Origin of the sequence: Streptomyces sp. NPDC002994, assembly GCF_040611155.1 — a bacterium.
Classification (GTDB): Bacteria; Actinomycetota; Actinomycetes; order Streptomycetales; family Streptomycetaceae; genus Streptomyces.
The window spans coordinates 78,302-104,457 of the sequence record NZ_JBEXNQ010000004.1; the positions used below are offsets into that span (position 1 = coordinate 78,302).

The window sequence follows — 26,156 nt, forward strand, 5'->3', positions numbered from 1 at the left end:
CGAAATGCCGGAGGCCGCGAAGCCATGCCCGACGCAGGCGAATCCACCACAGACCGCCGGGAGAAGCTGGCCGGATACCACCGGTCCATCGCCGATGCCGGTGACAAGAACACCCTCATCGAGGCCATCCAGAATGCCCTGAACGTCTCGGCGCCCGTCGGCTCGCCGAGCACCCTCGACGACATCGCGAAGCGGTACGCCAAGCAGGCCGATGCGGCGAGGGACGTCCAGGGCCGGGTCGAGCAGGTCGCCCGCACGGGCCTGCCCGACGCCTGGGTGGGCAGCACCGGCGCCAAGGCGCAGGAGGTGGTCATGGCGGCGGCGCGAGCGGCCGCGCAGATGGACGAGGCGATCCTCGGCGCGCGAAGGGCCCTGATCGGCCTCTCCGACCAGCTGACCACCGCGCAGTCAGAGGACAAGGGCGGCCGCGAGCAGCTGCGCGAGGCGCTCGGCCTGCTCGGCGGCGAGGACGGGTTCTTCGACGACATGGTCGAGAAGGACGCCGAGGAGGCGGAGCGGCTGCGCGCCCGCAACATCGCCTCCGCCGGAGCGAAGACCATGCACGCGGCGGCGGAGAGGGCCGACAACGCCGCCCGCGCGGCCGCCCGCGACCTGAACAAGTTCGCTGCCGAAGCCCGCGCGGGCAAGATGAAGACGGACAACATCTCCGCGGCCGACCGTCTCGTCCTGGCCGACATCGCGGGAACCGGCGGGCCGGCCGAGATGAACGAGCTGCTCACCGCCAACGACCTGGAGCGCTCGGGCAAGGCCATGGAGCGCATGAACGCCGAGGACCAGGCGAAGTTCGAGCGGATGCTCGCCGAATCCAAGAGCCCCCAGGAGCGCGCGTACCTGGTGAAGGCCCTGGCCGCCGGACACGACCTGAACGAGGTCTCCGAGTTCCGCGACAAGATCCACGGCAAGGACCCGGCCTGGCTGCAGCGGCACCTGACGCCGGTGACCACCGCGGGCGACAGCATGAAGAACGAGGGCCTCAACGCCGACGGTTCGAACAAGAACACGGACCAGCAGGCCTTCAACGGGGAACGCTGGTCCCAGGACGGCAACACCTGTGTGCCGTCCACCGTCGTCAGCGGCCGTGCCATGGTCGACCCCGTGTATGCCCTCGAGCTCACCGGCGGCCCGTCGGGCCAGGAGGACGACCCCGCCGCCTTCCGGGAGCGCCTGGGGAACGAACAGCTCCGCGTGCACGAAGAGGGCGACGGCAACAACAAGTACGACTTCCCGTTCGGCAGCACACCGAACGGCATGGACAACGACGGCAAGACCACCGTCGCCAACAAGGAGATCAGCCCCCACACCGGTAGCGCATACGAGTTCCAGGAAACCAGGAGCGCCGACGCGCGCCGCGATGTACTGCCGGACATCGAGAAGGCCGTCGCGGAGGGCAAACCGGTCCCCATCGGCGTCGAGGGCAAGGGCGCCGACGGCGAGCGCGTCGGTCACTCGATGATGATCGTCGGCCAGGAGGGCAACATGCTGCAGGTTTACAACCCCTGGGGTACGACCACCTGGGTCAGCGAGGACGACTTCATCAACGGCCGCATGGGCCTGGCCTCCGACAAGGATCTGCCCGACGCCTACGCCGTTCACCTTCCGGCAGAATGAGGAACTCCGCCATGCGTAATCGACTCGCAGCGGCCCTCGCCCTGCCGCTGTCCGCCTTGGCCCTGTCCGGCTGCGGGCTCTTCGGACCCGCGACGTATGGACCCGAGGAAAGGTCCATAGAGGTTGACGCGGGCGACGAGTTCACCCTGTCCCTCCCGGCGAGTCCCTCGATGGGGCAGGACTGGCATCTGGTCAGCCCCCACCCCGACTCGGCTGTTGTTAAGCGCACGGGGCAGCACAAAGAGACGGAAGAGGGCGACCCTGACCTGGTAGGTGGCGGCAGCGGCGAGCGGTTCTTCGACTTCGAGGCGGTCAAGTCGGGCACGACGGAGATCAAACTCATCCACTGCCCGTATTCCAGCAGCTGCTCCACCACCGAGGACAACCCCGAGCCGTCGCCGACGTCCTCCAGCGACATCCCCGTCCCCACCGCGACCGGGAAGCCGGGCACCAATCCCGAGTACTTCATCTACACGGTCACCGTCCGATGACCGGATCCGAGGCCCCCATGCCCCCCACGCCCCGCCCCACCAAGACCGACGACGACTGCGCCCGCCTCGACACCATCAGGATGCTCCGCTACGGCATCCCCGCCGAAGGCCCGCACCGCACCGCCCTGTTCGGCGACGGCGCCATCGGAGCGGCGGTGGTCCTGGACCGGCTCGGTGTGCTGCCGCGGTCGGTCTCGTTCCTCGCCAAGGTGGTGCGCAGTGGTGGTGTACGGTACGCGGCCCAGCTTCCCGAACTGCTCCCGACCCCGGCCGCCACGGACACCGTCCGCCCCTGGCTGGAGGCGGCCGGCACCGTCGCCCGCCCGGTCCAGGGCGACGAAACCACCGCCCGCTGGCTGGAGTCCGTGGCCGAGCTGATCGGCCTGCGCCGTAACTCCCGCGCCAGGGGCCGGTGACTCCGGCCCGATGTCCGCCACGCGCACTCGACTCGTTCCCGCACTCGCCCTGCCGCTGACCCTGTTGTCAGCCCTGGTGCTGTCCGGCTGTGGCCTGTTCGGCCCCCCGACCTACGCGTACGACGAGAGGTCCATCGAGGTCGACGCGGGCGAGGAGTTCACGCTGTCCGTACCGGCCAGTCCCTCGCTCGGCGAGAATTGGTACGTGGCCGACCCCCGTCCCGACCGTGACGTCGCCCGGCTCAGGGGCCAGGACGAGGACTGGGAGGACGACGGCGGGGTTGACGGCGGGGGCGGCGGAACGCAGTCCTTCACCTTCCGGGCGGTCGAGCCGGGCACCACGAAGATCAAACTGCTGTACTGCAAGCTCGGCACCTGTGCGGCCAAGTTCGGCGACCCGGCGCCGTCGCCCTCGCCCTCCGAGTCGCCGTTCCCCGTCGCGAGCGGATCCCCCGGCGAGAACGACCGCGAGTACTTCATCTACACGCTCACCGTCCGATAACGAACTCCCGCGCCAAGTAGGGCGCCGTACGGCTGCCGGCCGCCCGTGCCACCTCGGCGGGGGGACCCGCCGCCACGATGCTGCCGCCCTCGTCGCCGCCGCCGGGCCCCAGGTCGATCACCCAGTCGGCGCCCGCCACCACGGCCATGTCGTGCTCGACCACCACCACCGAGTGCCCCTGATCCACCAGCCCGTGCAACTGCCGCATCAGCACCTCGACATCGGCGGGATGCAGCCCGGTCGTCGGCTCGTCCAGTACGTACAGGGTGTGGCCGCGGCGCGTGCGCTGAAGCTCGCTCGCCAGCTTGATGCGCTGCGCCTCGCCGCCCGACAGCTCGGTCGCCGGCTGCCCCAGCCGCAGATAGCCGAGCCCGACATCGAGCAGCGCCCGCAGGCTCCGTACGGCGGCGGGGGTGCCCGCGAAGAACTCGGCCGCCGCCTCGACGGTCAGGTCGAGCACCTCGGCGATGCTCAGGCCCTGGAACGTGACGTCCAGCGTCTCGGGGTTGTAGCGCGCGCCGTGGCAGTCGGGGCACGGGGTGTACGTACTCGGCAGGAAGAGCAGCTCCACCGAGACGAACCCCTCGCCCTGGCAGGTCTCGCACCGCCCACCGGCCACATTGAAGGAGAACCGGCCCGCCTTGTACCCGCGCGCCCGCGCCTCGTCCGTGCCGGTGAACAGCTTGCGTACGACGTCGAAGAGACCGGTGTACGTCGCCAGATTCGAGCGGGGCGTACGCCCGATGGGACGCTGGTCCACCTGCACCAGCCGGTCCACGGTCTCCAGCCCTTCGGCCGAGGCGCAGCCCGTCCCGTCGCCGGTGGTCCCGTCCGCGAGGACGCCCGCGAGCACCTGCCCCACCAGAGTGGACTTCCCGGAACCCGAAACACCCGTCACCGCTGTGAACACCCCGAGCGGGAATTCGGCGTCCACGCCGCGCACATTGTGCCGCTCGACGCCGTTCAGCCTCAGCAGGCCCGACGGCTTGCGGACTTCGCGCGGCGCAGCGGGTTCGCGGTCGAAGAGGAAGCGGCGCGTAGCCGATTCCGCGACCTCCGCCAGCGCGGCGGGCGGCCCGCTGTGCAGTACCCGGCCGCCGTGCTCTCCCGCGTGCGGCCCGACATCGACGAGCCAGTCCGCACTGCGCACCACGTCCAGATGGTGCTCCACGACGAAGACCGAGTTGCCCGCCGCCTTCAGCCGGCCGAGGACGACCAGCAGGGCTTCGGTGTCGGCCGGGTGGAGCCCCGCCGAGGGCTCGTCCAGTACGTACACGACACCGAACAGCCCCGAGCGCAGCTGTGTCGCCAGCCGCAGGCGCTGCAACTCGCCGGAGGAGAGGGTCGGCGTCGTACGGTCGAGACTCAGATAGCCGAGTCCCAGCTCGGTGACGACCGCGATCCGCGCCAGCAGGTCACCCGTCAGGACTCGCGACGTTTCACTGGTGTCCGCCGCCGGGCCCAGCAAGCGGGCGAGCGCGGACAGCGGAAGCCCCGCCAGCTCGGCGATCGTACGGCCGCCGAACGTGACCGCGAGCGCCTCGGGACGCAGCCTGCTGCCGCCGCACACCGGGCACGGCTCGGCGGCCAGGAAGCGCTCGGCCCTCGCCCGCAGGGTCTGGCTCTTGGAGTCGGCGAAGGTGTGCATGACGTAGCGGCGGGCGCTCATGTAGGTGCCCTGGTACGGGCGTTGAATGCGACCCGCGTCGCGCACCGGGTGCACGGTGACGACCGGCTGCTCGTCAGTGAAGAGGATCCAGTCGCGGTCCCGCTGCTCCAGCTCGCGCCAGGGCCGGTCCACGTCGTAGCCGAGCGCGTCCAGCACGTCGCGCAGGTTCTTGCCCTGCCAGGCGCCCGGCCACGCCTCGATCGCGCCCTCACGGATGGAGAGTGAGGGGTCCGGTACGAGCAACTCCTCGCTGGTGCGGTGGATGCGGCCGAGGCCGTGGCATTCGGGGCAGGCGCCGGCGGCCGTGTTCGGCGAGAACGCGTCCGAGTCGAGCCGCAGGGCGCCGGGCGGGTAAGTGCCCGCACGCGAGAACAGCATCCGGAGCGAGTTCGACAGCGTGGTGACGGTCCCGACCGAGGACCGTGAGGTGGGCGCCGACCTGCGCTGTTCCAGCGACACCGCCGGCGGCAGGCCGCTGATCTCACCGACCTTGGGCGCGCCGACCTGGTGGATCAGGCGGCGGGCGTACGGGGCGACCGACTCGAAGTAACGGCGCTGGGCCTCGGCGTAGATCGTCCCGAACGCCAGCGAGGACTTTCCGGAGCCCGAGACGCCGGTGAAGACGACGAGCGCGTCACGCGGGATGTCGACGTCGACATGCCGGAGGTTGTGCTCGTCGGCGCCGCGCACCCGCACATACGGGTCGTGGGCAGGGTGCATCGGGACTCCGTACGCGGGGATTGTTGCGACAAACGGTTCGATTCTAGGCGGCCGTCGCAGCGTCCGTGCCCGCGAGCCCCACCAGGCCGGCCAGCCGCCGGTACGAGTCCAGCAGTGCCCCGCGGTCGTACGTACTCGTCACGACCAGGTACTCGTCGGCGCCGCTGCGGCCCAGCACCTTCTCCAGGCCGTCCGCGACCTCGTCCTCGGTGCCGTGGATGTGCCCGCGCCGGGCGTCGTCGAAGAGCCCCCGCTCGCGGTCGCCCATCGGCCGGGCGAGGATCTCGTCGACGGGTGCGAGCGGCGGGAACGATCCGTGGGTGCGGGAGTACGCCGATGCCCAGGCCTCCGGCACCAGCAGCCGCCCGGCCTCCTCGGAGGTGCCGGCCACGGCGACCGTGCCCGAGAGCACGACGTACGGCCGCTCACCCCAGGGGGAGGGCCGGAACGCGTCCCGGTAGCCGTCGATCGCCCGCAGCATCTCGTCCTCGCCGCGCGCCGCCGCGATCACCAGCGGCAGCCCGGCCGCCGCCGCGACCTGCGCCCCGGCGCCGGTGGCCAGCACGAACGCGGGCACCCGCAGCCCCTCCGCGGGGTGGGCGTGGACCTGCGGATGCGCGCTCTGGTCGCCGGTGAAGTAGCCCAGCAGCTCACTGAGCTGCGTGGCGAACGCCCCGGCGTCCTGCTTGTCCCGGCCCAGCGCCCTGCGTATCCCGTCGGTGAATCCGACGGAGCGGCCGAGGCCCATGTCGATGCGGCCGGGGAAGAGCGACTCCAGTACGCCGAACTGCTCGGCGACGACCAGTGGCTGATGGTTCGGCAGCATGACGCCGCCCGTGCCCACGCGGATCGTGGACGTCGCGGCCGCGACAGCGGCGGCGAGCACAGTCGGCGCGGAGCCGGCGACGCCGGGCACGCTGTGGTGCTCCGACACCCAGAAGCGGTGATACCCCAGCGCCTCGATCCGCCGGGCGAGGTCCACGGTGTCCCGCAGCGCCTGCGGGGCGGCGTGTGCTTCGCGCGTACGGGAACGGTCGAGTACGGAGAACCGGGTCTGCGCGATCACTGAGCTCACACCCACTTCAACGCCTGCCTCGCGCGAGGATTCCCGGTCGGGGCGGAAAGATCCGCCCCGGACGTCCTATGGTGCCGGAATGACGCACAACAGCAGGCCACTGGCCGTATTCGACCTCGACGGAACCCTCGCGGACACGGCGCACCGCCAGCGCTTCCTGGAGCGCAAGCCACGGGACTGGGACGGTTTCTTCGGCGCGGCGCCCGACGATCCGCCGCTGCCGGAGGGTGTGCGGATGGTCCAGGAGAGCGCGGGGGAGTGCGAGGTCGTCTACCTCACGGGCCGCCCCGAGCGGTGCCGGCGCGACACGCTCGACTGGCTCGCGGCGCAGGGCCTGCCCGAGGGGCGGGTCTGGATGCGGCGCGACAACGACCGGCGGCCCGCGCGCCACACCAAGCTGGAGATTCTGAAGCGGCTGGCGGCCCAGGGTGCGGAGGTCCGCATGCTGGTCGACGACGACGAATTGGTCTGCGTGGCGGCCGAGCAGGCGGGCTTCACGGTGGTGCGCGCGGGGTGGGCGGTGACGTCGGCGGCGCTCAAGGACGCGCAGGAGCGGGAGGGCCGCACCTGATGCGTCATCCGGGTATCACTGGGTGTCTTCGAGGCGGAAGCCGACCTTGAGGCCTACCTGGAAGTGCTCGATCCGGCCTTCGACGATGTGGCCGCGCACCTGTGTCATCTCGAACCAGTCGAGGCCGCGCAGCGTCTGGGAGGCGCGGTCGATGCCGTTGCGGATGGCCTGGTCGAGGCCCTCGGTGGAGGTGCCGACGATCTCGGTGACGCGGTAGGTGTGGTCGGACATGCGGCGCTCCCTCTTGGTGCTGCGGCGCGGGTTGTCCCGGCGCGCTCCTACCCACCGTGCCCCACTGCCCGGCGGGGCGCATGTCCGGCCGCTGGAGCTTGGAGCGCCTGCGGCGGGCCCTTCCCCCACCCGCCCCTTCCCGAACTGGGGCGCTGCCCCAGACCCCGCTCCTCAAGCGCCGGAGGGGCTGAAAGTTGCCCGGGGCAATATCCAGCCCGTCCGGCGTTTGAGGACACGCCCGAAGGGCGTCCGGGGCCTGGGGCTTGCCCCAGTCGGGAAGGGGCGGGTAGGGGAAAGCCCGCCGCAGGCGCCTACGCGCCCACCAGCCGCCGCCCCCTACACCGCCACCGCGAGCGACAGCGCGAACCGCTCACCCCCATCGGTCCACCACTCCCGCAGATCCAGCCCCGCCCCGGCGAGTTCCCGGCGTACCCCTTCCCTCCGGAACTTCGCCGAGATCTCGGTGCGTATCTCCTCGCCCGCCTCGAACGAGACCGCGATGTCCAGCTCCCGGATCTTCACCGTCAGCGCGACCCGCGCCCGCAGCCGCATCTCGATCCACTCGTGCCCGCGGTCCCACACCGCGACATGGTCGAAGTCGTCGGGATCGAAGTCCGCGCCCAGCGCGCCGTCGATGACGGACAGGACGTTCTTGTTGAACGCGGCGGTGACCCCCTGCGCGTCGTCGTACGCCGCCACCAGCGTCGCCTCGTCCTTCACCAGGTCCGTGCCGAGCAGCAGCGCGTCACCGGGGGCGAGGATCGACCGTACAGACTTCAAGAAGACCGCGCGCTCGTCCGGCAGCAGATTCCCGATCGTGCCGCCCAGGAACGCGACAAGGCGAGGACCCGGCGTTCCCGGCAGGGCCAGGCCGCGCGTGAAGTCCGCGATCAGTGCGTGTACGGACAGGGCGGGCCGCTCGCGCAGGAGCGACGACGCGGCCGCGGTCAGCGCGCTCTCGCTGACGTCCACCGGGACGTAACTGCCCAGGTCGGGCAGCAGCGCGTCCAGCAGGTGGCGGGTCTTCTCCGAGGAGCCCGAGCCGAGCTCCACCAGCGTGCGCGCCCGCGTCGCGGCCGCGATCTCGGGCGCGCGGGCGATCAGGATCTCGCGCTCCGCCCGGGTGGGGTAGTACTCGGGCAGGCGGGTGATCTCCTCGAAGAGTTCGCTGCCGCGCGCGTCGTAGAACCACTTCGGCGGCAGCACTTTCGGTGTGCGGGTCAGTCCGTGCAGTACGTCGGCACGCAGATCGGCGTCCGTCGCGTCCTCGGGCAGGGTGCGGGTCAGCAGAAACGGGCTCACGCAGTGGGCTCCTTGAGCGGGGTCAGCAGGACATCGGTGCGGGTGGCGGCGAGGAGGGTGTGGTCCGGGACCTCGCGCCAGTGGGGATCGTCGTCGTACGGCTCGGAGGCCACGATCGTGCGGCGGCCCGGCTCCGCGTGGTACCAGAGGGTGTCGCCCCAGGCGGTCGCGGCGACCGTCTCGCCGTCCGTGAGGAGGAGGTTCAGCCGCGAACCCGGCGCCGCCTCGGCGAGCTCCAGGACCGTGTCGGCGAGCGCCTGCCCCAGCTCGTCGCCGTCGCGCAACCGGTGCAGTACGAGCGCCCAGACCAGCGCCGAGTCGCATCGCGCCTCCAGGGCGAGCAGTTCGGCGGCGGGCAGCGCGCCGGCGAGCAGCGCGGCCGACCCGGGCCAGCCCTTGAGCGCGCCGTTGTGGCTGAACAGCCACGGCCCGGCGGCGAACGGCGCCGCCGCCGCCTCCCCGTCCGCGCCCGCCTCCGTGGCGTCGCGGACCGCCGCGAGCACGGCTGTGGAGCGTACGACCCGGGCCAGGTCGGCGAAGGAGGCGTCGGCCCACATCGGGCCCGAGCGGCGGTAGCGGGCCGGCACCGGGTCGCCCTCGGCGTACCAGCCGACCCCGAAGCCGTCGGCGTTGACGGTCCCGTACCGCTGGAGCCGCGGCGCCCACGCCTGGCGGTACAGGCCGTGGGCCGGCTTCACCAGGAGGTCACCGAGGGGCACAGCAGGCCCGAGGCAGGCGAAGTGGCGGCACATCAGCTGCCACCCCCACCGCGTACGTCCCGCGTGTCCGGCGCGTCGCGCGCCGTACGGAATCCCGAGAAGATCTGACGGCGTACGGGCAGGTCCCAATTGCGGAACGTGCCACGGCAGGCCACCGCGTCGACAGCGAACGAACCGCCGCGCAGCACCTTGTGCGCACTGCCGAAGAAGACCTCGGAGTACTCGCGGTACGGGAAGGCGGCGAAGCCCGGATAGGGCAGGAAGTCGCTGGACGTCCACTCCCACACGTCGCCGATCAACTGCCGTACGCCCAAAGGTGATGCACCGGCGGCGTACGCCCCCACCGGCGCCGGCCGCAGATGCCGCTGGCCCAGGTTGGCGTGGACCGGGGTGGGGTCGGCGTCGCCCCACGGGTAGCGCAGGGAGCGCCCGGACGCCGGATCGTGCCGGGCCGCCTTCTCCCACTCGGCCTCCGTGGGCAGCCGCCGGCCCGCCCACCGTGCGTAGGCGTCCGCCTCGTACCAGCTCACATGCAGGACCGGCTCGTCCTCGGGTACGGGCTCGACGACCCCGAAGTGCCGCCGCAGCCACTGGCCGCCCTCGCGGCGCCAGAACAACGGGGCGCTGAGGTCGTGCTTGCGTATCTGCGCCCAGCCCTCGGCCGCCCACCAACGCTCGTCTGTGTAGCCGCCGTCCTCCATGAAGCGCAGATACGCGCCGTTGCTCACCGGCACCGTGTCGATGAAGAACGCCGGGACGAAGCGGTGGTGCGCGGGCCGCTCGTTGTCGAGCGCCCACGGTTCGGTGGAGGTGCCCATGGTGAACGGGCCGCCGGGGACGAGGACTTCCCGCGGCAGCTCCGCCGTCGCGGCCGTGGGACGCGGCGGCAGGGGAGCGGTGAGAGCCGCCGGCCCGCGCCGCAGCTGATGGGTGATCAGCATGGTCTCGTCGTGCTGCTGCTCGTGCTGCGCGACCATCCCGAAGGCGAAGGCCGCGTCCAGCAGCGGGGTGCCGCGCAGCGGGCTGCGTTCGAGTACGTCGAGGGCCCGGCCGCGTACATCGGCGGCGTACACCCGTGCCTCGGCGGGGGCGAGCAGCGGCAGGGTGGGGCGCTCGGAGCGCGGGTGCTCGAAGGCGTCGTACACCGAGTCGATCTCGGGGCGCATCGCGTCACGCCCGGCGACCGTCCGCAGCAGCCACAGCTCCTCCTGGTTGCCGATGTGCGCCAGGTCCCAGACCAGCGGTGACATCAACGGGGAGTGCTGGGCGGTCAGTTCGCCGTCGTCCACGCAGTCGGTGAGCGCGGCGGTGCGCTCGCGCGCCCGGAGCAGCGCGTCGACGGCGAGGGCGCGCAGCGATTCGGGGTCCGTGGTGCCCGTGGGGTCGCTCATGTGCGGAGGTCCTTCCCGTGTCCGGGGTCGAGCAGATCGTCGGCGGGGCATCGCCCGTGTATGACGTACCGCTCGGTGAACGCGGCGACGGCGCACTGCACGGCAGTGGACGCGCCGAGCCGGGGCAGCGCGTCCAGCGCCGCTTCGAAGCAGATCTCGGCGGCCGCCCGCAGTTCGGCATCGGCCAGCCCGTACCGCGCGGCATTGATCCACAGCGGATTGCGGGGCGCGGGCAGAGAACCCGCGGTGTCGGCAAGGGGCTTGACGGCCCGGTACGCGATTTCCGACGCCGCCGGGTCGTCGAAGAGCGCGGTGGTCACGGCGAGCGGAACGATCCAGCCGTCGTCGCCCGGCTGCGCGTCGATCATGCGCAGTTCGAGGTGACCGCGCGGCCGTACCGGCGGAAACAGCGTGGTCAGGTGGTAGTCGAGGTCCGCGCGGGTCGGCGGCCGCGGCGCCCCGGAGCGTATCCAGGATCGGAAGGACAGCGCGTCCGGTACGTCCCACGGCTGGTCGGCCGCACCTCTCACGCACATCACGGGAGCGTCCAGCACGCGGTCCGTCCACGCGCCGCGCGGCTCGGCGTCGAGGGGCGGGGCGCAGGAGCGGCCGGGGTCGATCTCCGTCCAGATGGCCTGGCGCGTGGAACGCCAGCCGGTACGACGCCGGTGGTGGAAGGGGGAGTTGGCGAACGCCGCCGACAGTACGGCGCCGAGGAGGTGGGCGAGCAGCCAGCGACGCCCGTAGCCGAGTGGGCCCGGCTCCTCGTTGCCCGCGTCCAGACAGACCTGGACGGACGCCGACGAGCACATCATGGCCCGGCCCGCCGGGCCGGATCGGTCGAGATACGCCTCCATCGCGTCGTAACGCGGCTCGTGCAGGAGGCGCTTCGGGGGGTGCCAGGGGTCCGTGCCGATGCCGGTGAGGCCGAGGTCACGGGAGCGCAGAGCGGCGCGTACGGCGTCCAGGTCCGCGGAGACGGAGTCGATGCACTCCGTCAGGGAGGGGGCCGGGAGGGAGCTGAGTTCGAGCTGGCCGCCTGGCTCGACGGTGAGCGCCGAGAGCAGTGGCAGGGCCCGCAGAGCGGTCATGGCCGCTTCGAGGCGGGCGGGTTCGACGGGGAGTTCGGGGAGGTGGAGCTCGTGGACGAACCATTCGAGTTCGACGCCGACGGTGCTCGGTGGACCTGTCTTGAAACAGATGCCGCGCAGTAATGCTTCCGCGCCGGCCTCGGTGACCGGCGCGCCTTCCTGTACGAAGTCGCCTGGGGGCATGGCCTGTTCCTCCTGCTGCGGATCGTGCCTGAGCCCGCCCCGGGACCGGGACGGGCATCGCCCTCCAGCTAAGCCACTGGGAGCGAATCGCACAAGAGTGTCCTTGGAGGCGCGAAAACTCCGTTGCGCCGGTGGCCGCCGGTCGCCGACGATCTCACCTGTGAGTGCACGACTGCGCGGAATCGCGAAAGAGACCGAAGAGATCGTCCGGGCGGGCCGGTACGCCGTCCCGGGTGGCCGTGTCGTGCCGATCGGCGACGAACTGGCCGCCGCCCTGGCGGGGACCAGGGTGTACGGCCCCGACCCGGTCGCCGTCACGCCGGACACGGACCGTACGACGGCCTTCGAGGTCACGGGGGAGAGCAGCCTGGAGGCCGCGCGCAGGCTGACCGCCGGGGGCCGTGCGGAATCCGGCCGGGTCGCCGTGCTCAACTTCGCCTCCGCGCGCAATCCGGGCGGCGGCTACCTGAACGGCGCACAGGCGCAGGAGGAGGCCCTGTGCCGAGGCTCGGCGCTGTACGCGACCCTGCTGCGCGCCCCGGAGTTCTACGCCCACCACCGGACGGACCGCAGCCCCTTCTACACCGACCGGGTGATTCACTCGCCCGGCGTTCCCGTCTTCCGCGACGACCGCGGCGCGCTGCTCCCCACGCCGTACACCGTGGGTTTCCTGACCTCGCCCGCGCCCAACGCGGGAGTGATCCGCAGCCGCGAGCCGGCCGAGGCGCACCGCATCCCCGCCGCGCTCGCGTCCCGGGCCGGGCGCGTCCTGGAGACCGCAGCGGCGTGCGGCTACCGGCGGCTGGTGCTGGGCGCCTGGGGCTGCGGCGTCTTCATGAACGAACCGGCAGTCGTGGCGGGCGCGTTCCACGCGCACCTCACCGGGGAAGGCCGCTTCTCGGGCCACTTCGACGAGGTGGTCTTCGGCGTGCTGGACCGCACGCGCGAGGCACCGGTTCTGGCGGCTTTCCACACGACGTTCGCAGCGGAGCCGGTGGCCAAGCTGCAGCCGCAGCCCAAGTCGGAGCCGGAGCCGGAGCCCGGTCTGGAGCCGTAGCCCGAGCCGGGGCCCGGGCCGGAGCCGGGGCCCGAGTCGGAGTCCGGGCCTGAGTCGGAGCCGTAGCCCGGGCCCGAGCCGGAGTCCGGGCCCCGGCCCGAGCCGGAGCCGTAGCCCGGGCCGGAGTCCGAGCCCGAGCCCGGGGCCGGAGTCCGAGTCCGGGGCCGGAGTCCGAGTCCGGGGCCGGAGTCCGAGTCCGGGGCCGGAGTCCGAGTCCGGGGCCGGAGTCCGAGTCCGGGCCCGGGCCGTCAGCTCCAGCCGTAGCGTTCCCGTAGGCGTCGTACTACGCGGTCGAAGCGTGGGCGGTCCAGGGCGCATGCCTCGCGTCGCATTCCGGCCTCGTGCACCCGCAGGACCCGGTCGAGGTCGACCCAGGACTCGCGCCCCGCCCTGTCCCACGGACCCGAACCGATCGCCGCCCACTCGCGGTCGCGGTCGTGCCGCTTGCTGGACAGGCGTACGGCGAGCAGCGTGCCCGCCGCCTCGCGGGCTACCACGAGCACCGGCCGGTCCTTGCCCCGCCCGTCGTTCTCCTCGAAGGGCACCCACGTCCAGACGATCTCGCCCGGGTCGGGATCGCCGTCGCGGTCCGGCGCGTACGAGGTCCGTACCGGACCAATCACACGCGGGTCGGCTTCCGCGGTCGCGGCGGGGCCGCCCTGACCGGGCAGCAGTTCGGTGAGGTCGGCGGAATCGGAAGAAGTCGTCACCCGGGTGAGGTTAGGGCCTGGACGGCCCAGTCCGCAGCGCGGGCCCGGCGACCGGGCCACAGGCTCGGTCCATGGCCAGCAGAATCCTGAGCGCCCTCGTCGCAGCCGGACTCATAGGCACGGCGGCCGCGTCACCGCCACCGGCGCCACCGGCGCCACCGCACCCCGCCGGACCACCGAGCTCCGGCTCCGGCTCCGTCCCCGCGCCGGCCCCGCCCCGCAACGTCTCCGCCTGGCTCCCCTACTGGGACCAGAAAGCCGCCTACCGCGACGCCCTGCGCCACGCCGCGCAACTGCACACCGTCAGCCCCTTCTGGTACCAGGCCGTTTCGGCCGGACAGGTCGACGGACACCCGGGCGCCGGCGAGCGCGGCGTCATCGACGGGCTGCGCGCGGCCGGCATCAGCGTCGTACCGACCGTGATGGAGACGATGAAGCCCGGGGCGCTCGGCGAGATCCTCACCAGCCCCACAAGCCGCGCCACTCACATCAGCACCCTCATCGGCATCACCAAGAGCCGCCCGTACGACGGCCTCGACATCGACTACGAGACCATCGCCGCGACCGGCGACGCCTCGTACCAAGAAGTGCGCGCCGGATACGCGGCCTTCGTCACCGACCTGTGCCGCGCCCTGCACGACGCCCGGAAGAAGTGCGTCATCACGGTGTCCCCGCAGACCGCGAACACCGGGCGTATCTGGGACTACGCCGCGATCGGCCGGGCGGCCGACCGGGTGCGGATCATGGGGTACGACCTCCACTGGAGGGGCGGGCAGCCCGGACCGCTCTCCACACCGAGCTGGTACGACGAAATCCTGCGCCACGCCACCGGCCTGATCCCGCGCACGAAGATCGAGATGGCACTTCCGGCGTACGGCTGGGACTGGGTGCCCGGCGGCGAGACGAAACACGTCACCTGGAAGGAGGCGGAGGCGCTGCGCGTCAAGAAGGGCGCGCCGTACCGGCTCGACGCGGAGTCGGGCTCGCCGACGTTCACCTACCAGGAGGGGGAGCAGACGCGGACGGTCTGGTATCAGGACGCGCGCGGGGTCGCCGCGCATCTGCCGACGGTGCGGAAGTACAACATCGCGGGCACCGGGCTGTGGGCGCTGAACTTCGAGGACCCGGGGGTGTGGCCAGTGCTGGCGGGCGACTGAACCGGCGTACGGGCCGAACCGGCGACCCGGTGCCCCGGTCCGGTCAGCCCGTACGCGCTGGATGCGATGTCAGATCCAGCCGTCCAGCGACGTCATGAACGCGTCGAAGTCGTCACGGTGGATGGTGTGGCCCGCGCCCTTGACCGTACGGACCTCGAAACCGCGCTCCGCCAGCACCGCCGCCTTGGCCGCGTCGATGAGGAAGCTCGGGTCGGCGAGCTGCACCAGCGACGGCACGACGGGTCCGGCGGGCAGCAGGTCGACGCCGGACAGCGCGGCCAGTCCGAGCGCCGACGCCTCGTCCCAGACCCGGAGCGTCTCCAGCTCGATGTCGATGTCCGCCGCGTCCCAGCGCGGATTCATCGCCGCTATCCGCTCCCGCGGCGCCGCCTTGAACTGCGCGAACATCTCGGGACCGAAGCCGTGCTCCGCCGTGGCGAGGTGCCACGCCGGGTCGGAGAAGACCGCACGCTCCGGCCGCAGCCGGTCCACGGCGAGCGAGAGGGTGAGGCCGCCGAGGGAGTGACCGATGGCCAGTTCGGCGCCTGCCGGGAGAGTTTCGACCACATCGTCGGCGAAGATCTCGGGCGTGTATTCGCCCCGCTCGCTGGCGCCGTGGCCGCGCAGGTCGACGGCGATGACCTTGTAACCCTTGTCGGCGAGAGCGGGACCGACCCGCCGCCAGGTGCGGTGGTCGGCCATGATGCCGTGGATCAGGAGCGCGAGGCGGTCGCCCTCGCCCCAGGTCCGGGTGTGGAGCTGCACAGTGCTGCCTTTCTCAGGGTGATCGTCAGCGGACGGAGCGGATCGGGCGTACCGCGAGCGCGCCCAGCACAGCGAGCGCCGCCGCGAAGAGGAAGAGGGTGGTGTAGCCACCGACGCCGACGATCAGCGAGGCGATGAAGGGGGCGACGATCTGCGGTCCCGCGTTGGCGATGTTCAGTACGCCCATGTCGCGGGCGGCGTCCTCCGCCTTCGGCAGCACCATCGTCACGAGCGCGGTGTCCACGGCCATGTAGCAGCCGAAGGCAAGGCCGTTGATGGTGGCGAAGGCCAGCATCGCGACCCAGCTCGTCGACACCGCCGGGATGACGAGGGCGACGGCCGACAGCGCGGCCGAGGCGCCGACGAACAGTTTGCGCCGGTCGAAGCGGTCCGACAGGTATCCGCCGAGGACGGTCGAGACGATCATGGCCACGCTGGTGACCGGCATCAGGACCGCCACCGCGTCCTCGGGCTTCAGCCCGGCGGGCAGGACGGTGTGGTCCTTGATGATGTAGAGGAGGAAGCCGTTCACCGCGAAGTATCCGAGGATCAGCAGTGCGCGGCCGATGAAGGCCCAGCGGAAGTCGTGCGACTTCAAGGCCCCCGCGAATGCGGCCAGTTGTTCCCGTACGGGCAGCGGCTGACGGGCCGGCATCCGCTGCTCACGGGCGCAGGAGGTGAAGAGGACCGCAGAGGCGGCGACCAGCACGCCGAAGATGAGGTAGCCGGTGCGGTAGTCGTCCGAGAACGCGGCTCCGATCAGCGCGCCGAGGGTGCTGCCGAAGGGCAGGCCGAGGCCCACGGCGGCGGAGGCCTTGCCGCGCGCGGTCATCGGGACGCGGTCGGGGACGACGGAGGTGATGGCGGCCTGGTAGACGTTCATCACGGCCTGGCCGAGACACCAGGCGATGGTGATCATCAGGACCGTGTGCACGCTGCCGAGCAGGAACATCGCGGGGACGGCGAGCAGACCGCCGCCGAGTATCCACGGGTTCCGGCGTCCGGAGCGGTCGGAGAGAGCGCCGGCCACCGGGTTGAAGACGGTCGCGAAGATCGCGGCGACACCGGCCACGAGGCCGAGGTTGGCCACCTTGTTCGCCGGGTCGACGTCCTCGACCTGAAGGGCGAGGAGTACGCCGCCGACGCCGATGTACAGCGCGTACATGGTGGTGTTGCCGACAAGCAGCAGAGGCAGCAGCCCGCGTCTTGCCGCGGACGGGGCGGACGGGGCGGACGGACCGGCACCGGTCACGTCGGCGCCGGTCCCGGGGGAGGATGTGGCCACGGTTGCCCTCCTGGGGCAGGGGTGAGCGGACGAGGGGACGCACCAGGTGAGACGTGTTGACACGTGTCAGTTACTTGCGTGCCCACTGTTTAGCTCACCTCCTCGGCTCTCCGCTAGACCTCTGCCGGGACCGTTATAACGGCGGCATGATCCCACTGCGCCGCCGCGACGCCGGGAATGGGGCAGTGCCCGCCGGGAAGGAGACCGATCGGCGGGCACTGCTGTCCGGAGGCGGACGGTTACCAGGTGACGGGCAGGCGCTCGGGAATTCGCTTCATGAACCGGGTGCGCCATACGAGTTGGTCGACCGGCACGGCGAGCTGGAGGCCGGGCAGCTTGTCGAGCAGTACCTCCAGCGCGATCTCGGTGTGCCGCTTCCCGAGGGCGGTGGCGGGGCAGTAGTGGGCGCCGCCGCCGAACGACAGGTGCGTGGCCGCGTTCGGTCGGTCGATGTCGACCGTGTGCGGATCGGTGAACACCTCCGGGTCGGTGTTCGCCGCCTCGACCAGGACGAGAAGCAGTTCGCCCTTCTTCACCTCGACGTCGCCGAGAGTGACGTCTTCGAGCGCGAGGCGGGGCAGGCCGTCCGCAATGGACAGGTTGACGCGCAGCAGCTCGTCCACGGCCGCCGGGATCTTGTCCGGCTCCGCCCGCAGCTGGTCCCACACGTCAGGGTTCTGGAGCAGGGAGAAGGCCGCCATGGTGAAGAAGCCCATGGTGGAGATGACCCCGGCGCCGAACATGGTGACGCCGACGGTCGCCAGCATCTCGTCGGTGAGGTGCGCGTACTCGGGGTTGCCCCGCAGGGCGGCGAGTTCGCGCATGAGGCCGCCCGTCGCCGGGTCGTCGAGCCGTTCCACCATGTACGCCATGTCACGGTCCCAGTTGAGCCGGGCCCCGGTGACCGGGCACGCGGAGTTCATGAACGCGATGTCGAGGCTGGCGGCGAGGCGGGGCGCGTCGGCCTGCGGTATGCCGAGGATGCGGCAGTGGAGGTTTTCGGCGTAGGGGTTGGCGAACCGGCCGCGCAGGTCGGCCGGCGGGCCGTAGTCCAGGAGGTCGTCGACCAGGGCGGTGGCGTGGTCGCGCATCCATTCCGTGAGGCCGTCGGTCTTGGGATTGATGGCTTTGAGGACGGCTTTGCGCAGGCCCGCACCGGTGATGTTGCCCATGTTGTTGACGACTTCGGGCGGGATGGTGAGCGCGTACTGGCGGGGCACACCGGGGGCGGAGGTGTCCTTCAGGCTGAACCGGGGATCTTCGAGGACCTGCTTGCACAGGGCGTACGAGGAGACGAGCCAGGCCGGGTCACCCGCGATGGTGCGCACCCGCTTGACCGGCTCGCCGCGCAGGCGCTCCACCTCTGGGGGGAGCTGGTCGCCGCGAGGGGAGAACGGGAAGTCGAGGAGAGTGTCAGTGCTCATGGTGGTGTCCTTCGGCGGGGGTGACGATGGCGTGTCCCTGGTTGCGGGACGCGCGCAGCCCTGAGCCGCGCGAATACAGCAGTTCGGCCATCGGGAGAAGCTGGTGGTAGCAGTTCAGCGACGACGGCACGCCGAGGATGGCCGGGGTGTCGAGGAACAACGGTGCTTCCGCGCAGATGTACTTGAGACAGACGTCGCGTTGCCGCTCGGTCGCGGTCTTGCCGTTGAGCACCTTCGAGGACAGGAAGCTGTCGACGAGGGCGGTGCAGGTGGTGTGGAACTCGGCGTCAGTGGCCAGCAGGTCGTTCAGGCTCTTGTGGATCTGCTGGTACATGGGGATGTCCAGGAGTGCGGACATCGGCCGGCCGCGGAGCCGGTCGCCGTGGGGGTCGATCTCGGCGGCGGCGTTGGTGACCTTGGCCCGTACGCCGCGGAGATTCTTGACGGCTTTGCGACGGGCTTCGTCGGCGGGGTAGCCGAGGGCCTCGTACATGTCTGCTATGTGGAGGTCTGTGTATATGAGGTCAACCTGTCGGAAATTGTCCAGTCCCCAGCGGGCCAGGTCGGTGACGCGCCTGGCTGAGAAGTAGCTGTTTCCCGGAGATATGCCTATGACGGCATGGTCGCCCTCGTCACAGATGACTTGGCAGTGCGGTGTATAGGGCTGGGCGGTGAATGCAACAGTCGGTGTGGTCACGTAGGTGATGCACCCTTTGGCGCCGCGAGTCCCGGTGGGGCCCTGTGCCCCTGGTGTGGCGGCGCGACATGAAGTTACCGGCGATCTTCACAGAGTCATCATGGCGGTCACTACATGGCTGAAAATAGTCGATCAGAGGCGCAAAACCTACTGTTACTCCCTCGTAATGGTTGAACTCGTGACAAGTTGCGGTGTGATACTCGCTCCCCCCGTCCCGGACTCGTGATCAATTCCGGCCATCCGGCAGACCCTGCTCCATTCCGATCTGGAAAGATGCCGAACGCGATGAGCCAGACACCGAAGCAGTCCGCCGATAGCCCCGTCCCGACCAGCACCGACGTCGCGCGCCTGGCCGGAGTCTCGCGCGCCACGGTCTCGTACGTCCTCAACAACACCTCGGCGGTGCGGATCAGTGAACCGACCCGCCGCCGGGTGCGTGAGGCCGCCGAGGAGCTGGGTTACGTCCCGCACGCGGCCGCGCGAAGCCTGCGGGCCGGGCACAGCCGCATCGTGCTGCTGCCGACGGCGCACATCCCCGTCGGCCCGCTCTACGGCCGGTTTCTGAACGAGGTCCAGTGGGCCCTGCGGGCGCTGGACTACACGGTCGTGCAGTACGGCAGCCTGGGTCTCGGCGCCGACGAAGCGGCCCGGGCGTGGGCGGAAATGCGACCGGTCGCGGTCCTCTCCCTCGGTGAGATCGCGCTCAGTCCGGACGGTGTGCAGGTACTGAAGCGCTCCGGCGCCAGGGCCGTGATCACGCTCGGCCCGCAGCGGGTGGAGGGCGCGCACGCCCTGGTCATGGACCAGCGGGCGATCGGCACCGCGGCGGCGGCGCACCTGCTGGAGCGGGGGCGGCGCGCGATCGGGGTGGTGGTTCCCGCCGAGCAGGGGCTGGACATGTTCTCCCGGCCGCGACTGGCGGGTGTGCGCAAGGCGGTGGCGGCTGCCGGTGCCCGGGTCGAACCGCTGACGATGGCGTACGACGAGGAATCCGCGGCGGCGCTTGCCGGGCGCTGGCGCGAGCTCGGTCTCGACGCGGTCTACGCTTACAACGACGAGTACGCGCAGCTGTTGATGCGGGCGCTTCAGGATGCGGGGATCGACGTACCGGGGGAGTGTGCGGTGGTCGGCGCGGACGACCTGCTGATGGGGAAGCTGCTGCGGCCGCGGCTGAGTACGGTGCACATCGAGCTGCCGACGGGGCAGGAGATAGCGGAGCTGGTGGACCGGGTGGTGCGCGATCCGGACGGCGAGGTCGAGCGCCATGACCTGATGGCGGCGCGCACGGTGCCCCGGGAGTCCAGTTGAGCGCCGCGGGCTGAGTCCCTGCGGGGGCTTTCCCGCCCCTTCCCCGAACTGGGGCGCTGCCCCAGACCCCGCTCCTCAAACGCCGGAGGGGCTGGATGGTGCCGCGTTGCGGCAGCCTTCAGCCCGTCCGGCGTTTGAGGACACGCCCGAAGGGCGTCCGCCGGGTCAGAGCGGCAGCCCTACTCGCCCCGCCGTGCCCAGCGCCCGCAGGTCCGCCTCGATCAGCGCCGCCGTCTCCCGCAGCGCCGGCAGCAGCGCCTGCCGCATCTCAGCCGGCGTGCCGTCCCCCGCATGCCGGGCCACATTCACCGCCGCCACCACGCGACCGTGGGCGCCCCGCACCGGAACCGCCAACGAGCGCAGTCCCTCCTCCAACTCCTCGTCCACCAGCGCGTATTCATCCGAATCGGCTCGCTCGATGATCTCCTGGAGCTCGACTGGCGAGGTCACCGTACGCCGCGTCAGCGCCGGCAGTACCTCCGGCAGCGGCGGCCGCTCCTCGCACGCCAGGCCTGCCAGCAGCACCCGGCCCATCGACGTGGCGTACGCCGGAAAACGCGTACCCACCGTGATGTTGACGCTCATGATGCGCACCGTGGGAACACGCGCCACGTACCGGATGTCGGCGCCGTCGAGCACGGCCAGCGACGCCGACTCGTGCACGCGCCGTACCAGCGCCGCCAGATGAGGCCGGGCGATCTCCGCGAGCCCCAGCTCGGACAGCCGCGCGCAGCCCAGTTCGAGCACGCGCGGAAGCAGCCGCCACACGCGCCCCTCCGCCGCGACGTACCCCAACTGCTCCAGCGTCAGCAGCGAGCGCCGCGCCGTAGCCCTGGCCAGCCCGGTCGCGTCGGCGACAGCCGTCAGCGCCATCCCGTCACCCCGGTCGGCGCCGAGCGAGGCGAGGACGGTGAGCCCCCGCGCCAGGGACTGCAGAAAGCCCGGCCCGAGTTCGCGCTTGGCCTCCAGTGAGGTGTCCCGTACGGGCGCGGCCCGCGGCCCGGAGCGTGGCGCCGCCAGCGCCGCCTCCAACTCCCCCCGCACCGCGCACAGTCTGGGCAGCACGGTCTCCCGCAGCGACTCCAGGGTGTGCCGGCTGGTGTGACTGACCACGCTCACCGCACACACCACCCGCCCCGCCCCGTCGCGCACCGGCACGGCGACCGCCACCAGCCCCGGCTCGATCAGCTGGTCGTCGCCCGCCCAGCCGTCCGCGCCCGCCCGCGCCGCCCGCCGCTCGAAGCCGTCCGCATCCAGCGGCCTGCCCCGCGGCGGCACCGCCGCGAACCCCGCGTCCAGCGGATCGGCGTCCCGCCGCTCACGCCACGCCTGCCATGCCTGCCCGTCCCACTCCGCCGCGAACAGCGCCCCGGGCGCGCACCGCTCGGCGGGCAGCAGATCGCCGATGCGGAAGGCCAGCGACATCGTGCGCTGCCGCGTCGTCTGGAGTACGAACCGCACCCCGGCCACCCCGTCGTCCGGCACCGCCACCGACACCGATTCGTCGAACTCGTCCGCGAGCCGCTCCGCCGCCGGCCCGAGCGCCGCCGGAATCCCGCACGCCGTCAGGTACGCGCCGGGCAGCTCCATCAGCCGGGGCGCGAGCGCCACCTCCCGCCCGTCGCTGCGCGCGAGGCCGAGCCGGTCGAGGGTGGACACCACCCGGTCGACCGTGGAGCGGGCGAGGCCTGTCGACCGTACGAGATCACTGTGCCGAACCCGGTCCTGGGCGCCGGGAGCGGATAGGGCCCGAAGCACGGTGAGCCCGCGCTCCAGAGGTCCGACCGGGTCAACGGATTCGGCGCTCGACATGGGATTCCTCCTGGCAGGCCGTTGACACCGGACGGCGCTCGGCAGAGACTCGGGGCGAAGTCGTTTATGAACGATAGTTCATTCTGCGAACACTGAAAACTCTACGACAGCGGGAGAGACCCGATGAGCATCCGCGACGTCTACATCGTCGACGCCGTCCGCACCCCGATCGGCAAGTTCGGGGGTGCCCTCTCCTCCGTACGCCCCGACGACCTCGCCGCCCACGTCGTCAAGTCGCTCGTCGCCCGTACGCCCGACCTCGATCCCGCCAGGATCGACGACGTCTACTTCGGCGACGCCAACGGCGCCGGCGAGGACAACAGGGACGTCGCCCGGATGGCCGTGCTGCTCGCCGGACTGCCCGTCTCCGTTCCCGGTGTCACCGTCAACCGCCTCTGCGGCTCCGGCCTGGAGGCCGTCATCCAGGCGGCCCGCGCCGTAGCCGTCGGCGACGCGTCCGTCGCCATCGCCGGCGGCGTGGAGTCGATGTCCCGCGCCCCCTGGGTGCTCCAGAAGCCCGAGCGCGCCTTCCCCGCCGGCCACCAGCAGCTGCACTCGACCACGCTCGGCTGGCGCATGACCAACCCGCGCATGCCCGACGAGTGGACCGTCCCGCTCGGCGAGGGCGCGGAGCTCATCGCCGACAAGCACGGCATCACCCGCGAACAGCAGGACGCCTTCGCGCTCGCGAGCCACCAAAAGGCAGCGAAGGCCTGGTCGGACGGCCTGTATGCCGATGAGGTCGTCCCGTACGACGGCGTGGACCTCACCCGCGACGAGTGCATCCGCGAGGGCTCGACCATGGCGGCCCTGGCCAAGCTGAAGCCCGTCTTCCGCGAGAGCGGCAGCGTTACGGCCGGCAACGCCTCGCCGCTCAACGACGGCGCCGCCGCGCTCCTGATCGTCGACGAGGAAGGCCTGCGCGCCACCGGCCGCGAGCCGCTCGCCCGTATCCGGACCTCCGCCGTCACCGGCATCGAGCCGCAGCTCTTCGGCCTCGGCCCGGTCGAGGCGGTCCAGCGCGCGCTTGCCAAGTCGGGCAAGTCCTTCGCCGACCTCACCACCTTCGAGCTCAACGAGGCCTTCGCCGCCCAGTCGCTCGGCTGCCTCGCCGAATGGCCGGACCTGGACCCCGCCGTCGTGAACCCGCGCGGGGGCGCCATCGCCATCGGCCACCCGCTCGGTGCCTCGGGCGCCCGCCTCGCCGGATCCGTGGCCCACCAGCTCGCCGCCGCGGGCTCGGGCACGGGCCTCGCCGCCCTGTGCATCGGCGTCGGCCAGGGCCTCGCGCTCGTACTGGAGCGCTGACCACATGCGTACAACCATCGCGATCATCGGCGCAGGCCCCGCCGGCCTGCTCCTCGCCCGCCTCCTCCACAACGCCGGCATCGACTGCGTCGTCCTGGAGAACAGGACCCGCGCGTACGTCGAACAGCGCCAGCGCGCCGGAATCCTCGAGCAGGGCACAGTCGACGCACTGCGCGCCTGCGGGGCGGGCGCCCGCATGGACGCCGAAGGACTCGTGCACCACGGCATCGAGCTGCGCTTCGACCGCCAGAGCCACCGCATCGACTTCCCGGAGCTCACCGGCGGCCGGTCGGTCATGGTCTACGCGCAGACGGAGGTGGTAAAGGACCTGGTCGCGCTCCAACTCGCCGAAGGCCCGCCCCTCTTCTTCGAGGCCGAGGCCCTCGCCGTCGAGAAGCCCGCATCAGACCACCCGGTCGTCCGCTTCACCCACGAAGGCCGCGAGCAGACCCTCGACTGCGACTACGTCGTCGGCTGCGACGGCTTCCACGGCATCGCGCGCGCCGCGATCCCCACCGGCATCCGCCGCACGTACGAGCGCACGTACCCCTACTCCTGGCTGGGCATTCTCGCCGATGTCCCCCCGTCCTGCGACGAGTTGATCTACGCACGCGGCGAGGAAGGCTTCGCCCTCCACAGCATGCGCTCGCCCACCGTCTCCCGCCTCTACCTCCAGGTCCCGAACGGCACCGACCCCGCCGACTGGTCGGACGACCGGATCTGGGACGAACTGGACCGCCGCTTCGCGATCGACGACGGCGACTGGAGCCTGGCCCGCGGCCCGATCACCTCCAAGTCCGTCACTCCGATGCGCAGTTACGTCACCGAGCCGATGCGGTACGGACGGGTCTTCCTGGCCGGGGACGCCGCGCACATCGTCCCTCCCACCGGAGCCAAGGGCCTCAACCTGGCGGTCTCCGACGTACGGATCCTGGCCCGCGCCTTCGAGCACCACCACCGCACCGGATCGGACGAACTCCTCACCTCCTACTCGGACTTGTGCCTGCGGCGCGTGTGGCAAGCCACCCGTTTCTCGTACGACATGACTACGATGTTGCACAGTCAACCAAGCGAAAGCGCGTTCGACAGCCGAGTGCATCTCGCAAGGCTGCACCGTCTCGCGTCCTCCCGGCCCGCCGCCGCCGAACTGGCCGGGAACTACACAGGACTTCCTCTCTGACTGGAGATCCCACATGCCACTGCTCGACCCCAAGACCTGGCAGCCCGTCCGGCTCTCGGGCGGTGAGTCGGACGTCGTCGAGCCCGCCACGGGCGAATCGCTCGGCCGCGTCACGCTCGCCACCGCCGACGACGTCGCCACGGCCGCGCAGACCTCCGGGGCCGTGCAGTCGGCATGGGCCCGTACGCCGCACTTCGTACGGGCCGCCGTGCTCCGCCGCGCCGGCGACCTCTTCGCCGCGCACGCCGACGAGCTGCGGGAATGGCTCGTACGGGAATCCGGCTCCATTCCCGGCAAGGCCGACTTCGAGCTCCATGTCGCCGCCCAGGAGTGCTACGAGGCCGCCGCCCTGGCCTCCCGCCCCGCCGGACAGGTGCTGCCCAGCGAGGCGCCCCGCCTTTCGTACACCCGGCGGGTACCGGCCGGAGTGGTCGGCGTCATCGCCCCGTTCAACGCCCCACTGATCCTCTCCATACGCTCGGTCGCCCCCGCCCTCGCGCTCGGCAACGGCGTACTCCTCAAGCCCGATCCCCGTACCGCGATCTGCGGCGGCCTGGCCCTCCTCGCCGTATTCGCCGAGGCGGGCCTGCCGGAGGGCCTGCTGCACGTCCTGCCGGGCGGCGCCGAGACCGGCCAGGCGCTCGTCGCCGACCCGGACGTCCCGGTGGTCTCCTTCACCGGCTCAACAGCCGCGGGCCGCGCGGTGGGCGAGGCCGCGGGTCGCGCACTCAAGCGCGTACACCTGGAGCTGGGCGGCAACTCGGCCCTGGTCGTACTGGAGGACGCCGACCTCGAAGGCGCTGTCGCGCAGGCGTCCTGGGGTTCCTTCTTCCACCAGGGCCAGATCTGCATGACGACGGGCCGCCACCTCGTACACGCCTCGCTCTACGACGAGTACGTCGAACGGCTCGCAGCCAAGGCCGAATCCCTCACCGTCGGCGACCCGCACCGCGATCAGGTACACCTGGGCCCGATCATCGACACACACCAACTGGCCAAAATCCACGGCCTGGTGGAGGCCAGCACGGCGAGCGGCGCGAAACTGGCGGCGGGCGGCAGCCACCGAGAACTGTTCTACCGGCCGACTGTGCTCGCGGGCGTGGACGACGACACTCCCGCGTACGCCGAGGAGGTGTTCGGCCCGGTGGCCCCGGTCCGCTCCTTCACCACGCTCGAGGAGGCGGCAGCTCTCGCGTCATCGAGCCCGTACGGCCTCTCCCTGGGCATCGTCACCCGCGACACCGCTGTCGGCCTGGATCTCGCGGACCGCATCCCCACCGGCATCGTCCACATCAACGACCAGACGGTGAACGACGAGGCGGTCGCACCCTTCGGCGGCGTAGCGGCCTCCGGCACCGGTGCGCGCTTCGGCGGCGAGGCGAACCTGGAGGCGTTCACCGAGCTGCGCTGGACGACGGTACGCCGCGAACCGGCGGACCACCCCTTCTAGAGCGCACGCGAAA

General features: G+C 71.5%; 24 protein-coding genes. 11 read left to right on the forward strand and 13 right to left on the reverse strand.

The annotated features are described in order from the left end of the window. Positions 1–24 precede the first annotated feature (24 nt). From ABZX79_RS05925 to ABZX79_RS05940, 4 genes are read left to right on the forward strand one after another with little or no spacing between them, the layout of a single operon-like run. The gene (locus ABZX79_RS05925; protein WP_355252245.1) at positions 25–1,629 is read left to right on the forward strand and encodes a peptidoglycan-binding protein; all 1,605 of its coding nucleotides are present in this window, start codon (positions 25–27) and stop codon (positions 1,627–1,629) included. An 11-nt stretch (positions 1,630–1,640) separates the two neighbouring features. Next, the gene (locus ABZX79_RS05930; RefSeq protein ID WP_355252248.1) at positions 1,641–2,120 is read left to right on the forward strand and encodes a protease inhibitor I42 family protein; all 480 of its coding nucleotides are present in this window, start codon (positions 1,641–1,643) and stop codon (positions 2,118–2,120) included. A gap of 17 nt (positions 2,121–2,137) precedes the next feature. Next, positions 2,138–2,536: a hypothetical protein gene (locus ABZX79_RS05935; RefSeq protein ID WP_355252251.1), complete on the forward strand. Its 399-nt coding sequence runs from the start codon at positions 2,138–2,140 to the stop codon at positions 2,534–2,536. 10 nt (positions 2,537–2,546) lie between these two features. Beyond that, positions 2,547–3,038 carry a protease inhibitor I42 family protein gene (locus ABZX79_RS05940; RefSeq protein WP_355252254.1) on the forward strand — a complete coding sequence of 164 codons (492 nt, stop codon included), beginning with the start codon at positions 2,547–2,549 and terminating at the stop codon, positions 3,036–3,038. Here the strand turns inward: ABZX79_RS05940 and uvrA are convergent. Together uvrA and ABZX79_RS05950 are read right to left on the reverse strand one after the other, a co-directional pair. Beyond that, positions 3,025–5,427 (reverse strand): excinuclease ABC subunit UvrA, encoded by a 2,403-nt coding sequence (gene uvrA / locus ABZX79_RS05945; RefSeq protein WP_355252257.1) that lies wholly within the window; start codon positions 5,425–5,427, stop codon positions 3,025–3,027. The genes ABZX79_RS05940 and uvrA overlap by 14 nt on opposite strands. A 43-nt stretch (positions 5,428–5,470) precedes the next feature. Beyond that, positions 5,471–6,502: an MsnO8 family LLM class oxidoreductase gene (locus ABZX79_RS05950; protein ID WP_355252260.1), complete on the reverse strand. Its 1,032-nt coding sequence runs from the start codon at positions 6,500–6,502 to the stop codon at positions 5,471–5,473. Between the two features lie 79 nt (positions 6,503–6,581). On the opposite strand from ABZX79_RS05950, the gene ABZX79_RS05955 reads away from it, so the two are divergent. Continuing rightward, positions 6,582–7,073 carry an HAD family acid phosphatase gene (locus ABZX79_RS05955; protein WP_355252264.1) on the forward strand — a complete coding sequence of 164 codons (492 nt, stop codon included), beginning with the start codon at positions 6,582–6,584 and terminating at the stop codon, positions 7,071–7,073. A gap of 15 nt (positions 7,074–7,088) precedes the next feature. On the opposite strand, the gene ABZX79_RS05960 is transcribed toward ABZX79_RS05955, so the two are convergent. The 5 genes from ABZX79_RS05960 to egtA all read right to left on the reverse strand — a co-directional run bounded on the left by ABZX79_RS05960 (position 7,089) and on the right by egtA (position 11,990). Further along, positions 7,089–7,304 (reverse strand): dodecin, encoded by a 216-nt coding sequence (locus ABZX79_RS05960; RefSeq protein ID WP_215131899.1) that lies wholly within the window; start codon positions 7,302–7,304, stop codon positions 7,089–7,091. Positions 7,305–7,640: 336 nt separating this feature from the next. Next, positions 7,641–8,606 carry an L-histidine N(alpha)-methyltransferase gene (egtD, locus tag ABZX79_RS05965; protein WP_355252268.1) on the reverse strand — a complete coding sequence of 322 codons (966 nt, stop codon included), beginning with the start codon at positions 8,604–8,606 and terminating at the stop codon, positions 7,641–7,643. Next, positions 8,603–9,358, reverse strand: a complete 756-nt coding sequence (gene egtC / locus ABZX79_RS05970) for an ergothioneine biosynthesis protein EgtC (RefSeq protein WP_355252271.1) — start codon at positions 9,356–9,358, stop codon at positions 8,603–8,605. Before egtC ends, egtD begins: the two co-directional genes overlap by 4 nt. Further along, complete coding sequence (gene egtB, locus ABZX79_RS05975) at positions 9,358–10,716, reverse strand: ergothioneine biosynthesis protein EgtB (RefSeq protein ID WP_355252274.1); 1,359 nt, start codon at positions 10,714–10,716, stop codon at positions 9,358–9,360. The genes egtC and egtB overlap by 1 nt, the downstream gene beginning before the upstream one ends. Continuing rightward, complete coding sequence (egtA, locus tag ABZX79_RS05980; protein ID WP_355252277.1) at positions 10,713–11,990, reverse strand: ergothioneine biosynthesis glutamate--cysteine ligase EgtA; 1,278 nt, start codon at positions 11,988–11,990, stop codon at positions 10,713–10,715. The genes egtB and egtA overlap by 4 nt, the downstream gene beginning before the upstream one ends. A 160-nt stretch (positions 11,991–12,150) precedes the next feature. On the opposite strand from egtA, the gene ABZX79_RS05985 reads away from it, so the two are divergent. Continuing rightward, the gene (locus ABZX79_RS05985) at positions 12,151–13,047 is read left to right on the forward strand and encodes a TIGR02452 family protein (protein WP_355252280.1); all 897 of its coding nucleotides are present in this window, start codon (positions 12,151–12,153) and stop codon (positions 13,045–13,047) included. Positions 13,048–13,295: 248 nt separating this feature from the next. On the opposite strand, the gene ABZX79_RS05990 is transcribed toward ABZX79_RS05985, so the two are convergent. After that, positions 13,296–13,757 carry a type II toxin-antitoxin system PemK/MazF family toxin gene (locus ABZX79_RS05990; RefSeq protein ID WP_355252283.1) on the reverse strand — a complete coding sequence of 154 codons (462 nt, stop codon included), beginning with the start codon at positions 13,755–13,757 and terminating at the stop codon, positions 13,296–13,298. Positions 13,758–13,828: 71 nt separating this feature from the next. Here ABZX79_RS05990 and ABZX79_RS05995 point away from each other — a divergent pair, with 71 nt between their 5' ends. Beyond that, on the forward strand, positions 13,829–14,914 hold the full coding sequence (locus ABZX79_RS05995) for a glycosyl hydrolase family 18 protein (protein WP_355252286.1): 1,086 nt from the start codon (positions 13,829–13,831) through the stop codon (positions 14,912–14,914). A gap of 69 nt (positions 14,915–14,983) precedes the next feature. On the opposite strand, the gene ABZX79_RS06000 is transcribed toward ABZX79_RS05995, so the two are convergent. The 4 genes from ABZX79_RS06000 to ABZX79_RS06015 all read right to left on the reverse strand — a co-directional run bounded on the left by ABZX79_RS06000 (position 14,984) and on the right by ABZX79_RS06015 (position 19,085). Further along, positions 14,984–15,679 carry an alpha/beta hydrolase gene (locus tag ABZX79_RS06000; RefSeq protein ID WP_355252289.1) on the reverse strand — a complete coding sequence of 232 codons (696 nt, stop codon included), beginning with the start codon at positions 15,677–15,679 and terminating at the stop codon, positions 14,984–14,986. A gap of 25 nt (positions 15,680–15,704) precedes the next feature. Continuing rightward, the gene (locus tag ABZX79_RS06005) at positions 15,705–16,964 is read right to left on the reverse strand and encodes an MFS transporter (RefSeq protein WP_355252292.1); all 1,260 of its coding nucleotides are present in this window, start codon (positions 16,962–16,964) and stop codon (positions 15,705–15,707) included. Between the two features lie 239 nt (positions 16,965–17,203). Continuing rightward, a complete protein-coding gene (locus tag ABZX79_RS06010; protein ID WP_355252295.1) occupies positions 17,204–18,388 on the reverse strand; it encodes a cytochrome P450 in 1,185 nt (394 codons plus the stop codon). Next, positions 18,378–19,085 (reverse strand): tRNA-dependent cyclodipeptide synthase, encoded by a 708-nt coding sequence (locus tag ABZX79_RS06015; protein WP_355252298.1) that lies wholly within the window; start codon positions 19,083–19,085, stop codon positions 18,378–18,380. Before ABZX79_RS06015 ends, ABZX79_RS06010 begins: the two co-directional genes overlap by 11 nt. A 285-nt stretch (positions 19,086–19,370) precedes the next feature. On the opposite strand from ABZX79_RS06015, the gene ABZX79_RS06020 reads away from it, so the two are divergent. Next, on the forward strand, positions 19,371–20,393 hold the full coding sequence (locus ABZX79_RS06020) for a LacI family DNA-binding transcriptional regulator (protein ID WP_355252301.1): 1,023 nt from the start codon (positions 19,371–19,373) through the stop codon (positions 20,391–20,393). 165 nt (positions 20,394–20,558) lie between these two features. On the opposite strand, the gene ABZX79_RS06025 is transcribed toward ABZX79_RS06020, so the two are convergent. Next, a complete protein-coding gene (locus ABZX79_RS06025; protein ID WP_355252304.1) occupies positions 20,559–22,205 on the reverse strand; it encodes an IclR family transcriptional regulator C-terminal domain-containing protein in 1,647 nt (548 codons plus the stop codon). Positions 22,206–22,328: 123 nt separating this feature from the next. On the opposite strand from ABZX79_RS06025, the gene ABZX79_RS06030 reads away from it, so the two are divergent. The 3 genes from ABZX79_RS06030 to ABZX79_RS06040 are packed head-to-tail and all read left to right on the forward strand — an operon-like array spanning position 22,329 to position 26,143. Further along, a complete protein-coding gene (locus ABZX79_RS06030) occupies positions 22,329–23,513 on the forward strand; it encodes a thiolase family protein (RefSeq protein WP_355252307.1) in 1,185 nt (394 codons plus the stop codon). 4 nt (positions 23,514–23,517) lie between these two features. Further along, positions 23,518–24,693, forward strand: coding sequence for a 4-hydroxybenzoate 3-monooxygenase (locus ABZX79_RS06035; protein WP_355252310.1), 1,176 nt, complete (start codon positions 23,518–23,520; stop codon positions 24,691–24,693). Between the two features lie 13 nt (positions 24,694–24,706). Beyond that, the gene (locus tag ABZX79_RS06040) at positions 24,707–26,143 is read left to right on the forward strand and encodes a benzaldehyde dehydrogenase (RefSeq protein ID WP_355252313.1); all 1,437 of its coding nucleotides are present in this window, start codon (positions 24,707–24,709) and stop codon (positions 26,141–26,143) included. Positions 26,144–26,156: the final 13 nt, after the last annotated feature.